Origin of the sequence: Rhizobium sp. PP-CC-3G-465 (assembly GCF_004343445.1) — a bacterium.
Taxonomy (GTDB): Bacteria; Pseudomonadota; Alphaproteobacteria; order Rhizobiales; family Rhizobiaceae; genus Ferranicluibacter; species Ferranicluibacter rubi.
Genome location: NZ_SLYH01000001.1, coordinates 1,188,050 through 1,201,058, shown reverse-complemented (window position 1 = coordinate 1,201,058; position 13,009 = coordinate 1,188,050). Strand labels below are relative to the sequence as shown.

The window sequence follows — 13,009 nt, the reverse complement described above, 5'->3', positions numbered from 1 at the left end:
GGCCGGATACGGTTTGGTGCCTGTATGTGCCAGGAAACGGCAGGTCCTCCAGAGAGAGCGACACCTGCATAAAGGAGAATAGCCATGCGCCACAAGAAAGCCGGCCGCAAGCTGAACCGTACCGCCAGCCACCGTAAGGCGATGTTCGCCAACATGGCGGCTTCGCTGATCCTGCACGAGCAGATCATCACGACCCTGCCGAAGGCCAAGGAAATCCGTCCGATCGTTGAAAAGCTCGTCACGCTCGGCAAGCGCGGCGACCTGCACGCCCGTCGTCAGGCCATCTCGCAGATCCGCGACGTCACGGTCGTCGCCAAGCTGTTCGATGCTATTGCGACGCGCTACGCCACCCGCAATGGCGGCTACCTTCGCATCATGAAGGCCGGCTACCGTCAGGGCGACAACGCACCGATCGCCGTCATCGAGTTCGTCGATCGCGACGTCGATGCCAAGGGCGCGGCTGACAAGGCCCGTGTCGTCGCAGAAGCGGACGCCGCTGAAGCAGCCTGATTTCTTCAGGTCTTTGTGTTTGAAAGCAGCCGGGCGAAAGTCCGGCTGTTTTCGTTTGGGTACTTGCTCGCGGATGATGGCTGGCAGAACAATGCGCGTCTTGTTTTTGCCGCGGACGATGTCTTTGCTTTCCAAGCGCTTCATCCTATTTCTCATCCCGAGAGCATTTCTGGGCGGAGCGTGTTCGCTTCGCGGTCGGACAATGCCATAGAACAACGACCCGGAGTTTTCGGGTGGACGCATGTTCATCCGAATCGCTCCGGCCAATCCTCGTTTCACCAAGGGTTTTCCATGCGTCGCTCGCCATTGTCCCTCGTCCTGTCCGGTATCGCCGGCCTCGTCATCATCATGTTCCTTGCGCATTTCGTGGCGCCGACCGATCTCAGCGTGTCCTATCCAACGGTAGACCAGCTACAGACCAGTGCGGTCACGACGCCGGTGGCGGCCACGAGCACGGCAACGGACGGTACGACGAAAGCAGTCCCCGAAAGCCGGGCGGACATGCAGATGTCGTTCTCGCCGCTCGTCAAGCAGACGGCGAATGCTGTTGTGAACGTCTATGCCGAGAAGCTTGTCGAGAGCCGGTCTCCACTGGCCGACGATCCCTTCCTGCAGCAGTTCTTCGGCCAGCGCATGCCGAACCGCTCCGAGAAGCAGTCCTCGCTTGGGTCCGGCGTGATCGTTGGGGCAGATGGCATCGTGGTGACGAACAACCACGTCATCGAGGGCGCTGATGACATCAAGGTTGCGCTTGCGGATGGCCGCGAGTTCGAATCGAAGGTCGTACTGAAAGATGATCGGCTGGATCTCGCCGTCCTGAAGATCGAAGGAAATGTACCGTTCCAGACAATTCCGCTCGGTGATTCGGACAGCGTGGAGGTGGGCGATCTCGTGCTCGCGATCGGCAACCCCTTCGGCGTCGGGCAGACGGTGACGAGCGGTATCGTGTCGGCGCTTGCACGCAACCAAGTGACGCCGGGTAGCGATTTCGGCTTCTTCATCCAGACGGACGCAGCGATCAATCCCGGCAACTCTGGTGGCGGCCTGATCGATATGAAGGGCGAACTGATCGGCATCAACACGGCCATCTTCTCGCGCGGCGGCGGATCGAATGGTGTCGGCTTCGCCATTCCTGCCAATCTCGTCAAAGTCTTTATCGAATCGGCGAAGGGCGGTACCGGGAGCTTCGTTCGTCCGTTCATCGGCGCGAGCTTCGAGCCCGTAACATCGGAAGTCGCCGACGCCCTCGGTCTCGATCGCGCGCGCGGCGCTCTCGTCAGTTCCGTCATTGAGGGTGGCCCTGCCGAGAAAGCCGGCATCCGCCCCGGCGAGGTGGTCACTGCCGTGAATGGCATTCCGGTCGAACATCCCGATGCGCTCGGCTATCGCCTGACCACCGTTGGCATCGGCAAGGATGCGCGGCTGAGCGTGGCCGATAACGGCAAGGTGCGCGATGTCATGCTGCGGCTCGAGCGGGCCCCGGAGACGGCACCGCGCGATGAGAGGCTGATCGAGGGTCGTACGCCGTTTGCCGGCGCCGTCGTCGGAAACCTCTCGCCGCGCCTTGCCGATGAGCTCCGCATGCCGGCGACGTCGGAAGGCGTCGTGATCACGGCGATAAACCGAGGTTCGCCTGCCGCTCGCGTCGGCTTTGCGCCGAAGGACATCATCTTGGCCGTCAACGGCGTTCCGATCGATAAGACCGAGACGCTGGTCAAGGCGACGGCGGATGATCCGGCATTCTGGCGTGTCGAGATCCTGCGCGATGGGCAGCGGATCCGCCAGTTCTTCCGATGAGCGATCTGTTTGCGCCGCACGAGCCGGAGGGAATGCAGGCGAAGCGGCCGCTGGCGGACCGGCTGCGGCCGCAAACTTTGGCCGACGTCACGGGCCAAGCCCATCTGACGGGGGAAGACGGCGCGCTGCGGCGCATGATCGATTCTGGTTCGCTCGGCTCCATGATCTTCTGGGGGCCGCCGGGCACGGGCAAGACGACCGTTGCACGGCTTCTTTCCGGCGAAACGGGACTGGCTTTCGAGCAGATTTCGGCGATCTTCTCCGGCGTGGCCGATCTGAAGAAGGTCTTCGAGACGGCACGCACACGCCGCATGTCCGGCCGCCAGACCCTGCTCTTCGTAGACGAGATCCATCGGTTCAATCGTGCGCAGCAGGATAGCTTCTTGCCGGTCATGGAAGACGGCACCATCATCCTCGTTGGCGCCACCACGGAGAACCCGTCCTTCGAGCTCAACGCGGCTCTCCTGTCCCGTGCGCGCGTGCTCACCTTCCGCTCCCACGACGAAGAGAGCCTGCGGGAACTTCTGGGCCGCGCAGAGGCGACCGAGGGCAAGCCGCTGCCGCTTGATGAGGACGCGCGGGCGAGCCTCGTGCGCATGGCGGACGGTGACGGGCGTGCGGCACTGACGCTGGCTGAGGAAGTCTGGCGCGCCGCGCGCAAGGGCGAAACCTTCGACGTTGCTGGGCTGCAGGATGTGGTCCAGCGACGGGCGCCGGTCTATGACAAAGGGCAGGATGGGCACTACAATCTGATCTCGGCCCTCCACAAGGCTGTGCGCGGCTCGGATCCGGATGCGGCACTCTACTATCTCTGCCGCATGTTCGATGCCGGGGAGGACCCGCTCTATCTCGGTCGGCGTCTGGTGCGCATGGCTGTCGAGGATATCGGGCTGGCCGATCCGCAGGCGCTCGTGGTCTGCAATGCCGCCAAGGATGCCTATGACTATCTCGGCTCGCCCGAGGGCGAACTGGCGCTGGCGCAGGCCTGCGTCTATCTCGCCACCGCACCGAAATCGAACGCCGTCTACATGGCCTACAAGGCGGCGATGCGGGCGGCCAAGCAGAACGGCTCGCTGCTGCCACCCAAGCACATTCTCAACGCCCCGACCAAGCTCATGAAGGGCGAGGGCTACGGCGATGGCTACCGCTACGATCATGATGAGCCCGACGCGTTCTCCGGTCAGGATTATTTCCCGGAGAAGATGGGTCGCCAGAAATTTTACGATCCGCCCGAGCGCGGCTTCGAGCGCGACATCCGCAAGCGGTTGGAATGGTGGGACAAGCTGCGCAAGGAGCGGGGCGGCGACCGCTGAAGATTGCGCAATGTCGCTCTATATGGCATAAGGCGCGCAGCGGACGACCGCGAATTCACACCAATGCGGGGACGGCCTCGCTCCTCACGGGAGTGATCTCCATGTCTTGGTTTCTGCTTTTTCTCGCCGGACTGTTCGAAATCGGTTGGGCCATCGGCCTCAAATATACCGAGGGCTTCTCGAAGCCGCTTCCCACCATCCTGACCATTGCCGCCATGGCGGCCAGCATTGCGCTCCTCGGTATGGCGTTGCGCACCCTGCCGCTCGGAACGGCCTATGCGATCTGGACCGGCATCGGCACGGTCGGAACCGTTATTCTCGGTATCGTGCTGTTTGCAGAGCCCGCAACGGCACTTCGGCTCGGCTGCATCGGCCTTATCGTTGCGGGTATCGCCGGTCTGAAGCTGACGGCCTGAGTCTCAGGCTGTTCTGAGCGAATCAAGCACGGCATTTGCTGCCTGCATGTCGCGCCAGCGAAGTTCGCGGCGCTGAAAGGCTTCGTCGTCCGTACCCCAATGCTCAATCTGCCAGTCTTCGTCGAGATGGGCGAGCGCCCAGGCCTCGTCCACGCTCAGGCGACGCTCGGCAATGGCGAGCGGCAGGACGGCGGAGCCGGTGAGGGTGGTCATGGCGTGGATGGCGGAGAGCCCGAGCGGCGTCGCATAGGCTCGCAGCGCCTCGGCAAAGGCCGAGATGGCCGCCTGCGGCTGGCGCTGGTGGATGACGCCCTCTGCAAGGATGAAACGCGCGCCGAACGCTTCCGACATCCAGGCGAGGATGGGATCCCATTGCGCTTGCTGGCGGCCGACGAGCCCTTCCGGCTGGTCGGCGCGGTAGCAGAGCATGTCGGTCCCTGCGAAGTTCAAAATGTCCTCGAACACGCCGCGAATGTCCTTCGCCACGCCATCAAGCGCGCTGTTGACCAGACGCGTGACCGGCATGATACCGGGATCGATGTTTTCGACCTGTGCATCCCATTCCGCCGCCAGAAGTTCGGCCAGTCCCTCGGTCGGCACGGCCAGTACCTGCTTGGCAGGCGTCTTCACCGGGCGTCCGTCGAGCAGGATCGCGAAGCTGTCGCCCTCACCGCGGCCGATCGAGACCTCTTTGTAGAAACGCTTCGGCAATGGCTTCAGCATCTGGATCTGCGCACGGCGAACCGGATCCGGATCGCTGAAGGTGTTTGTGAATTCGTCGCGGATATCAGACATGCGCAGTCTCCAGCAGGGCAAGAATATCGTCCGGCGTCTGGACGATATGGTCGGCGCCGGCGGCAAGGAGGGCGCTTGTGGGCGCATAGCCCCAGGAAACGCCGATGGCCTTGGCGCCCGCACTCTTTGCCATCTGCATATCGTAAATAGCGTCGCCGATGACAAGCGTATCGCTCGGCTCAAAACCGGCTTCCGCACAGCATTCGGCCACCATGGCGGGATGCGGTTTGGACGGGCAGTCGTCGGCGGTGCGCGAGACCGCGAAGTCGAAGCCGTGCGACGTGCGGATCATGTCCAATCCGCGCCGGGATTTTCCCGTGACGGCACCGATGACCAGATCGTCGCGTTGCGAGAGCGTTTCCATCATGGCGGCGATGCCCGGGAAGGGCTGCTCGGACATGCCGGCGGCGCGGACGTCCGTATAGATGTCCTTGTAATGCGCGGTCATCGCCAGCGCCTGGTCGTTGACATGCGGTTCGCCGGTCAGCCGGGCGATCGCGATGTCGAGCGTCAGGCCGATGATCGACTTCGTGTCCTCGAGCGCCGGCGGCGTGAGGCCGAAGGCCTCGAATGTCCGCGCCATCGTGGCGTGGATCACGCCGGCGCTATCGACCAGCGTGCCGTCGCAATCGAACAGGACGAGCCGCATCATTCCTCTCCGGCATTGGCCATGTCGAAACCGAAGAGGTTCCAGGTCTGGACCATATGCTGGGGCATCGGCGCCGTGATCGTCAGACGTCCGCCATCGGGATGGGGAATGTCGATCTTGCGCGCATGGAGGTGAAGGCGGTTCTGGACGCCGCTGGGGAAATTCCAGCCGGGGGCGTCGTCGAAGTACTTGGGGTCGCCAATAATGGGATTGCCGATATGGAGGGCGTGGACGCGCAGTTGGTGGGTTCGGCCGGTGTAAGGCTCCATCTCCAGCCAGGCAAAGTTCTGGCCCGCCTGCTCCAGAACCCGGTAGTAGGAAATCGCGTGGTCGGCGCCGTCGTCGCCATGACGGGCGATGCGCATCCGGTCGCCATCGGGCGTCTGTTCCTTGACGAGCCAGCTGGACACCTTGTCCTCGCGCTTGCGCGGAACGCCCTTCACCAGCGACCAGTAGGTCTTCTTCGTGTCGCGTTCGCGAAACGCGGCCGTCAGCTTCTGGGCAGCACCGCGGGTGCGCGCCACGACCAGCACGCCCGACGTGTCGCGATCGAGCCGGTGCACGAGCCGCGGCTTCTCGCCCCGCGGGCTGGTCCAGGCTTCAAGCATCTGGTCGATATGCCGGTTGAGGCCAGAGCCGCCCTGCACGGCGATGCCTGGCGGCTTGTTCAGCACGATCACCTTGGCATCTTCGTGCAGCAGCATGCGCGACAGCAGCTCGTGGTCGGACGAGTGCTTCAGGTCGTGGTTCGGGATGGGCCCCGACTTGCGGTTTTCATCGACATCCATCGGCGGAATACGGATCATCTGGCCGGCTTCCACCCGAAAGTCGGATTTCACGCGGCCACCGTTCACGCGGACCTGACCGGAGCGGAGCAGCTTCTGCAGCGGCCCGAATCCGAGGCCTGGATAATGCACCTTGAACCAGCGATCGAGGCGCATGCCGTTTTCGTCGGCTTCCACCGTCTTGTGCTCGATACCCGCCATGTCAGTGGTCTTTCGTCCTCGGCGGCCAAAGGCCTGCCATCCATCATCGTCTTCAAGCGCCCGCTTTAGACGATTGCGCGCATCAGGGCCAGACCTGCAACGACGGCGAGGCCGGAAAGCACGAGGCTGAGGGCCACATAGAGCGCCGCCGAGCCGAATTGCCCCTGTTCGGCCAGCATCGCGGCATCGAGCGAGAAGGCGGAGAAGGTGGTGTAGCCGCCGAGAATGCCGGTGACGAGGAAGAGGCGCAGCTCCGGCGAAGCCCCGAACCGCCGAACGACGACCTCGGAGAGCACGCCGATGAGGAACGAGCCGGTGACGTTGACGAACAGCGTGCCCCAGGGAAAGCCGGCACCCATCAGCCGGACGCTGGCGACGCCGCAGAGATAACGAAGGACGGAGCCGAGCGCGCCGCCCAGCGCGACGAGGAGAACGTTCAGCATCGCCCGGATCTTCCGGGCCGAGTGGCCGACGCGTGAGAAAGCACTGCCGTGTCCGGCATCAGCCCAGCCGCTCCGCATGCCACCGCAGGTGATCGTCCATGAAGGTGGAGATGAAATAATAGGAGTGATCATAGCGCTCCTGCATGCGGAGCGTCAGGGCGATGCCGGTGCCCTTGATCGCCTCCTCGAAAGCCCAAGGACGCAGGCCGTTTTCGAGGAACCCGTCGGCCGTACCCTGGTCGATCAGGAATTCGGGGAAGCGTGCGCCGTCTTCGACCAGTGCGCATGCATCGTAAGCGCGCCAGGCGGCCTTGTCTGTGCCGAGATATTTCTCGAAGGTGCCCATAGACCAATCGGCCGTCGAGGGCTGAACGATGGGGGCGAAGGCCGAGCAGCTGCGGAAACGTTCCGGGTTCTTCAAGGCGATCGTCATCGCGCCGTGTCCGCCCATGGAGTGGCCGAAGATCGCCTGACGGTTCATGTCCGTGCGGAACTGCGCGGCGATCAGCGCCGGCAGCTCCTGCGTGATATAGGTCTCCATGCGGTAATGGCGCGCCCAGGGTTCCTGCGTGGCATCGAGATAGAAGCCGGCGCCCTTGCCCATCTGCCAGTTCGCCGCTTCGTCGGCAACGTCGTCGCCTCGCGGGCTGGTATCCGGGCAGACGATGATGAGGCCGAGTTCCGCCGCAAGCCGGCGGTACTCGCCCTTATCCATTACGTTGGCATGGCTGCAGGTCAGGCCGGAGAGGTACCAGACGACCGGGCAGGGCTGGCTGACGGCCTGCGGCGGCACGAAGACGGCAAAGGTCATATCGCAGTCGCAGGCTTCCGAGCGATGCGAATAAACGCCTTGCATGCCACCAAAGGCGACGTTCTGGGACAGGACTTTCATGGGAGACTCCCTTAGGGCAAACCGGACGATGCGTTAAAGCAGGGCGACCGCAGCATTGACCGCCACGGCGATGAGCACGGTGTTGAAGAAGTAGGAGATGATGGCGTGCAGCAGGTTGATCTTGCGCATCGCCGTCGTGTTGATCGCGACATCCGATGTCTGCGCCGTCATGCCGATGACGAAGGAGAAATAGAGGAAATCGAAGATACCCGGCATGTCCGTGCCCGGAAAGTCCAGCCCGCGGCGATCGCCGTTCTCTCCCGCGCCGGCTTCGGAAAGCTCCGGGCTCCAGTAACGATGCGCATAATGGATGGCCGCCATCGTATGCACCGTCAGCCAGCCGAGCGCCACGGAGGCGAAGGCGAGGATCTGATCGGCGGGCGGTGCGCCGTCCTTCTCGTTCAACGCCTGAAACAGGGAGACGAGGCAGATGACGACGGCGGCGAGCGTGACGCCGAGGATGACGATCTCCGGCTCGTCTGTACCGGCAGCGTTCTCCTTGAGATAGGCGCCGCTCAGCTTCGGAATACGGATCGCGATCATCACGAGGTAAACGAGGAAGAAGAGAACGGCAGCAAGCTCGATCGCGAAGCGCTCGCTTTCGACGAAGCCGATCGGCAGCGACAGGGCAGCAACGACCGCACCGAGCGTAAAGGGCAGGTGTCGCCGGGGGATCAGCCTGCTGCTCGCGCGCGCCATCGCCTCAGGCCTGCTTCGCCCGACGGCAGAGCCGGTCGAGCGTTTCGAGAAAGGCCGAACGGTCGCGGGCCGTGAAGGCGGCATTGAAGCCACGGCTCTCGCCGGTCTCGCGAAGGTGGGCGCCGAGATCCCGCATGGCGGTTGCCATGCCGATATTCGCGACATCGAAAACGCGACCCGTCGGTCCGGTCACCAGTGCGCCCTTGGCAACGCAGCGCCCGGCGAGTGGCACATCTGCGGTAATCACGACATCGCCGGGGCCGGCGCGTTCCGCAATCCAGTCGTCGGCCGCATCGAAACCGGTTGACACGATCACGTTCGTCACCATTGGATCGCGCGATGGCCGGAGCCCTGAATTGGCCACCAGCGTGACCGGCAGATTGTGCCGCTCGGCAACCTTGAGGATTTCGGGCTTGACGGGGCAGGCATCGGCATCGACGTAGATCATGAGATGTCCGTTGATCTGGGTGAGGCGGGCCGCAGCATGTCGACATGGGGAATGCCGTCTTCGAGATATTCGTCGGATGTCACGATGAAGCCGAAACCGGTGTAGAACGCGTGCAGATGGCTCTGCGCCGAAAGTGCGATCGGCACGCCTGGAAATGTCGTGTCGCAGGCAGAGACCGCCTCGCGCATCAGGGCGTCTCCGAGCCGCCTGCCACGATGATCCGGTGAAACGACGACGCGGCCGATGCGGACCGGATCGCCCGACTGCTGCGGTTCGATCAGTCGGGCGGACGCGACGAGCGCATCGCCCTCGATCAGCCGCAGGTGCAATGCGGCCGAATCCTTGCCGTCGAGTTCCGGGTAGGGGCACGCCTGCTCCACCACGAACACATCGACCCGCATTTTCAACAGCGCATACAGGTCGGCTGCGGACAGGGCGTCCATCGTCCGCAGATCGACCGTATAGGCGGTTTTGGGCATCAGTAGACCACGACGCCGCGGATGCTTTCGCCCGAATGCATCAGGTCGAAGCCCTTGTTGATGTCGTCCAGCGGCATCGTGTGGGTGATCATCGGGTCGATCTGGATCTTGCCCTCCATGTACCATTCGACGATCTTCGGCACGTCCGTGCGGCCGCGCGCGCCACCGAAGGCCGTGCCCATCCAGTTGCGGCCGGTGACCAGCTGAAAGGGGCGGGTGGAGATTTCCTGGCCCGCGCCGGCAACGCCGATGATGATGGACTTGCCCCAGCCGCGATGCGACGATTCGAGCGCCTGGCGCATGACCTTCGTGTTGCCGGTGCAGTCGAAGGTGTAGTCTGCGCCGCCGATCGTGTCGCCATTGCGTTTCGTCAGGTTGACCAGATAGGGCACGATGTCGTCGCCGACCTCCTTCGGATTGACGAAATGCGTCATGCCGAATTTTTCGCCCCAGGCCTTGCGATCATTGTTGATGTCGACGCCGATGATCATGTCCGCGCCGGCAAGACGCAGACCCTGCAGCACGTTGAGACCGATGCCGCCGAGGCCGAAGACAATGGCGGTCGAACCGATCTCGACCTTGGCCGTGTTGATCACGGCGCCGATGCCGGTCGTCACGCCGCAGCCGATGTAGCAGATCTTGTCGAAGGGCGCGTCCGGGTTGACCTTGGCCAACGCGATTTCCGGCAGGACCGTGAAGTTCGCGAAGGTGGAGCAGCCCATGTAGTGGAAGATCTTGTCCTTGCCGATCGAGAACCGCGACGTGCCGTCCGGCATCAGGCCCTGGCCCTGCGTTGCGCGGATGGAGGTGCAGAGGTTCGTCTTGCGCGACAGGCACGAATAGCATTCGCGGCATTCCGGCGTGTAGAGCGGAATGACGTGGTCGCCCTTCTTCAACGATGTCACGCCCGGGCCGACGTCGACCACGATGCCGGCACCCTCATGGCCGAGGATGGCGGGAAACAGGCCTTCCGGATCGGCACCCGACAGGGTGAACTCGTCCGTATGGCAAATGCCGGTGGCCTTGACCTCGACCAGCACTTCGCCGACCCGTGGGCCTTCCAGTTGTACGGTCATGATCTCGAGGGGTTTGCCGGCCTGAACGGCGACAGCAGCGCGAACGTCCATGAAATGTCTCCTGGATTTGAAGGTCTTGGTTGGTCGTGGCGTCACGCGGACCAAAGTCCACGATTCGGGGCTTGCGATTCAGATACCCTTTAGGACGCGGCGAAGCGAGGTCTCAAGCGCGTCTATCGCCTTGCCGGTCTGCGCATGCAACGCCTTGGCGGTGGCCAGCTCATCGAGCAGGGACTGCACGGCCGATGGTGAAAGCATGACGCCGGAGGGTTCCGCAATGCCGGCAATCAGCCATTTCGGCGTGACGCCCAGCAGGTCGGCGAGCAGCGCCAGCTTTTCGCCCTCCGGCTCGCTCCGGTCACGTTCCCAGTCCGAAACCGTGTCGGGCGAAACGGCAAGGCGTTCCGCGAGATCCGCAAGGCTGAGGTTGAGCGCGCCCCGTGCGCGGAAAAGCCGCCCACCGGGCGTATCCGTGTCGCGCGGCTGCCGCAGCATCGCCATCATGGCTTCCGTCGATACGCGCATGGCGTTCTCCCTGATCGTGCTCCGGTGCCGCGCTGGGTACCTTGGAACGACGCGTTGACCACCACGTCGAAACCGTTCCTGAACGCAGATGCCCGGGGCCTTCCATATGCCTGAGCCTACAGCCGCGACCGGGAAAGAAAAGAGCCTGCAGCGTCAATTATCTGTCGAGACACGCCTTGCGGAAAGCGTCGCGAGGGCATTGCCATAAGCATGTCCGACACCGGACCTGGAGCCTGATTCGCATGACACGTCCATCTCCGTCCGCTCTGCCCGCAACGGTCGTGCCGGCCACGGTCATGCAGGGGGTCCTCCTGCTGCTCGCCGCCATGATGATCCTGCCCTGCATGGATGCCATCGCCAAATATATGGCTGTCGAACTCGGCATGTCGCCGGCGCAGGTGACGTTCTACCGCTTCTTCTTCCAGCTCGTCGCGACGCTGCCCATGCTGCTGCGGCTCGGCGGCCCAAAGGCCCTCGTGCCGCAGAGGCCGTGGTACAACATGCTGCGCGGCATTCTGCTCGCGGCGGCATCGCTGTTCTTCTTCGTTTCGGTCAAATACATGCCGCTTGCCGACGTCTTCGCGATCTATTTCGTCGAGCCGTTCATCCTCACCTGCCTGTCGGCGCTCATCCTCGGTGAGAAGGTCGGCTGGCGGCGGTGGGTGGCGATCGGGATCGGCTTCTTCGGTGCGATGATCGTCATCCAGCCGAGCTTTCAGGTGTTCGGCCTCACCGCGCTGATGCCCGTGGCCTGCGCCTTTCTCTTCGCCTGCTATCTCCTGATGAACCGCGCCTCCGGCGCTGCCGACAGCCCGCTCGCCATGCAGACCTTCGCCGGTGTCGGCGGCACATTGTTCATGATAGCGACGATTGGCATCGGCCATGGCATGGGCGCTGCGGATTTCGTGCCGTCGCTGCCGCATACGCCGCTCGGCTGGGTGCTCGTCATCGCGCTCGGCACGATCTCCGGCTACGGGCACCTCATGGTGGTCAAGGCGTTCCAGGCCGCGCCCGCCTCGGTGCTGGCGCCGCTGCATTATTTCGAGATCATCGCGGCAACCGCGCTCGGCTATCTCGTCTTCGGTGAGTTCCCGACGGCTTCCAAATGGCTCGGCGTCGCCATCATCGTCGGGTCCGGCCTGTTCATGATCTGGCGGGAGCGTCGCCAGCCGGCGCACTGACGGTCGTGTCTGTCACCGTCGGCCCGAAGACGGCCTCGAACGCATCCCGAAGCCGCATATCGGCATCCTCCATCATCACCGGCAGGCCAAGATCGACAAGGCTGGTGACGCCATGCCCGCGAATGCCGCAAGGCACGATGCCGCCGAAATGGTCGAGGTCGGGATCCACATTCAGCGACAGCCCGTGAAAGCTCACCCAGCGGCGCAGCCGGATGCCGATCGCGGCGATCTTGTCTTCCGCCGGCGTGCCATCGGGCAGAGGCGCCTTTTCCGGCCGGCGCACCCAGACGCCGACGCGATCCTCGCGCCGCTCGCCGGTGACGTTCATGCTGGAGAGCGTGCGGATGACGAGATCCTCGAGCGCCGCCACGAAGGCACGAACGTCCTGCCGCCGGCGCTTGAGGTCGAGCATGACATAGACCACGCGCTGCCCCGGCCCATGATAGGTATATTCGCCGCCGCGCCCTGTCGCATAAACGGGGAAGCGGTCGGGCATCACGAGATCGACCGCATCGGCACTCGTGCCGGCGGTATAGAGCGGCGGATGCTCGACCAGCCAGACGAGTTCGTCGGCTTCACCGGCGGCAATGGCCGCCACCTCGCGCTCCATGGTCTCCACGGCGGCCTCATAGGGCACAAGGCCCTCCGCGATCCGCCACCGAACCGGAGGACAGTCGTCCCCGGCAAAAAAACGACTGTCGAGAGCGTCGCGCTGCATGGTCTGTCCTGAATATGCTGCGGTCGGCGCGAAGCGATCTCATGCCGTGCAGGCTCATTGGAGTAAAAATCAGCGACGGCTC

Annotated in this window: 16 protein-coding genes; 5 read left to right on the top strand and 11 right to left on the bottom strand. The window is 63.7% G+C overall.

Features of this window, described 5'->3' with window-relative positions; all coding sequences use genetic code 11:
• Positions 1-84: 84 nt before the first annotated feature.
• The 4 genes from rplQ (at position 85) to sugE (ending at position 4,036) form a co-directional block, all read left to right on the top strand.
• Positions 85-510 carry a 50S ribosomal protein L17 gene (gene rplQ / locus C8J33_RS05590; RefSeq protein ID WP_110798751.1) on the top strand — a complete coding sequence of 142 codons (426 nt, stop codon included), beginning with the start codon at positions 85-87 and terminating at the stop codon, positions 508-510.
• A 501-nt stretch (positions 511-1,011) separates the two neighbouring features.
• Positions 1,012-2,307, top strand: coding sequence for a DegQ family serine endoprotease (locus tag C8J33_RS05585; RefSeq protein ID WP_422038061.1), 1,296 nt, complete (start codon positions 1,012-1,014; stop codon positions 2,305-2,307).
• Positions 2,304-3,620: a replication-associated recombination protein A gene (locus C8J33_RS05580; RefSeq protein ID WP_132663416.1), complete on the top strand. Its 1,317-nt coding sequence runs from the start codon at positions 2,304-2,306 to the stop codon at positions 3,618-3,620. The genes C8J33_RS05585 and C8J33_RS05580 overlap by 4 nt, the downstream gene beginning before the upstream one ends.
• A 101-nt stretch (positions 3,621-3,721) precedes the next feature.
• Positions 3,722-4,036 carry a quaternary ammonium compound efflux SMR transporter SugE gene (gene sugE / locus C8J33_RS05575; RefSeq protein WP_132663415.1) on the top strand — a complete coding sequence of 105 codons (315 nt, stop codon included), beginning with the start codon at positions 3,722-3,724 and terminating at the stop codon, positions 4,034-4,036.
• A 3-nt stretch (positions 4,037-4,039) separates the two neighbouring features.
• On the opposite strand, the gene C8J33_RS05570 is transcribed toward sugE, so the two are convergent.
• The 10 genes from C8J33_RS05570 to C8J33_RS05525 all read right to left on the bottom strand — a co-directional run bounded on the left by C8J33_RS05570 (position 4,040) and on the right by C8J33_RS05525 (position 11,028).
• Positions 4,040-4,831 carry an ATP12 family chaperone protein gene (locus C8J33_RS05570; RefSeq protein ID WP_132663414.1) on the bottom strand — a complete coding sequence of 264 codons (792 nt, stop codon included), beginning with the start codon at positions 4,829-4,831 and terminating at the stop codon, positions 4,040-4,042.
• Entirely contained in the window at positions 4,824-5,480 is a 657-nt protein-coding gene (locus C8J33_RS05565; RefSeq protein WP_132664466.1) for an HAD-IA family hydrolase, read from the bottom strand. The genes C8J33_RS05570 and C8J33_RS05565 overlap by 8 nt, the downstream gene beginning before the upstream one ends.
• A complete protein-coding gene (locus tag C8J33_RS05560) occupies positions 5,480-6,466 on the bottom strand; it encodes an RluA family pseudouridine synthase (protein WP_132663413.1) in 987 nt (328 codons plus the stop codon). The genes C8J33_RS05565 and C8J33_RS05560 overlap by 1 nt, the downstream gene beginning before the upstream one ends.
• A gap of 65 nt (positions 6,467-6,531) precedes the next feature.
• Positions 6,532-6,909: a fluoride efflux transporter CrcB gene (gene crcB / locus C8J33_RS05555; RefSeq protein ID WP_132663412.1), complete on the bottom strand. Its 378-nt coding sequence runs from the start codon at positions 6,907-6,909 to the stop codon at positions 6,532-6,534.
• A gap of 58 nt (positions 6,910-6,967) precedes the next feature.
• The gene (gene fghA, locus C8J33_RS05550) at positions 6,968-7,801 is read right to left on the bottom strand and encodes an S-formylglutathione hydrolase (RefSeq protein WP_132663411.1); all 834 of its coding nucleotides are present in this window, start codon (positions 7,799-7,801) and stop codon (positions 6,968-6,970) included.
• A gap of 33 nt (positions 7,802-7,834) precedes the next feature.
• The gene (locus tag C8J33_RS05545; RefSeq protein WP_132663410.1) at positions 7,835-8,500 is read right to left on the bottom strand and encodes a DUF1345 domain-containing protein; all 666 of its coding nucleotides are present in this window, start codon (positions 8,498-8,500) and stop codon (positions 7,835-7,837) included.
• 4 nt (positions 8,501-8,504) lie between these two features.
• Positions 8,505-8,948, bottom strand: coding sequence for a YaiI/YqxD family protein (locus C8J33_RS05540; RefSeq protein WP_132663409.1), 444 nt, complete (start codon positions 8,946-8,948; stop codon positions 8,505-8,507).
• Positions 8,945-9,427: a GNAT family N-acetyltransferase gene (locus tag C8J33_RS05535; RefSeq protein ID WP_132663408.1), complete on the bottom strand. Its 483-nt coding sequence runs from the start codon at positions 9,425-9,427 to the stop codon at positions 8,945-8,947. The genes C8J33_RS05540 and C8J33_RS05535 overlap by 4 nt, the downstream gene beginning before the upstream one ends.
• Entirely contained in the window at positions 9,427-10,554 is a 1,128-nt protein-coding gene (locus tag C8J33_RS05530) for an S-(hydroxymethyl)glutathione dehydrogenase/class III alcohol dehydrogenase (protein WP_132663407.1), read from the bottom strand. The genes C8J33_RS05535 and C8J33_RS05530 overlap by 1 nt, the downstream gene beginning before the upstream one ends.
• 78 nt (positions 10,555-10,632) lie before the next feature.
• Positions 10,633-11,028, bottom strand: coding sequence for a helix-turn-helix domain-containing protein (locus C8J33_RS05525; RefSeq protein WP_132663406.1), 396 nt, complete (start codon positions 11,026-11,028; stop codon positions 10,633-10,635).
• A gap of 296 nt (positions 11,029-11,324) precedes the next feature.
• Here C8J33_RS05525 and C8J33_RS05520 point away from each other — a divergent pair, with 296 nt between their 5' ends.
• Positions 11,325-12,209: a DMT family transporter gene (locus tag C8J33_RS05520; protein WP_132664465.1), complete on the top strand. Its 885-nt coding sequence runs from the start codon at positions 11,325-11,327 to the stop codon at positions 12,207-12,209.
• On the opposite strand, the gene lipB is transcribed toward C8J33_RS05520, so the two are convergent.
• Positions 12,172-12,927 (bottom strand): lipoyl(octanoyl) transferase LipB, encoded by a 756-nt coding sequence (gene lipB / locus C8J33_RS05515; RefSeq protein WP_132663405.1) that lies wholly within the window; start codon positions 12,925-12,927, stop codon positions 12,172-12,174. The two genes, C8J33_RS05520 and lipB, sit on opposite strands and share 38 nt — an antisense overlap.
• Positions 12,928-13,009: the final 82 nt, after the last annotated feature.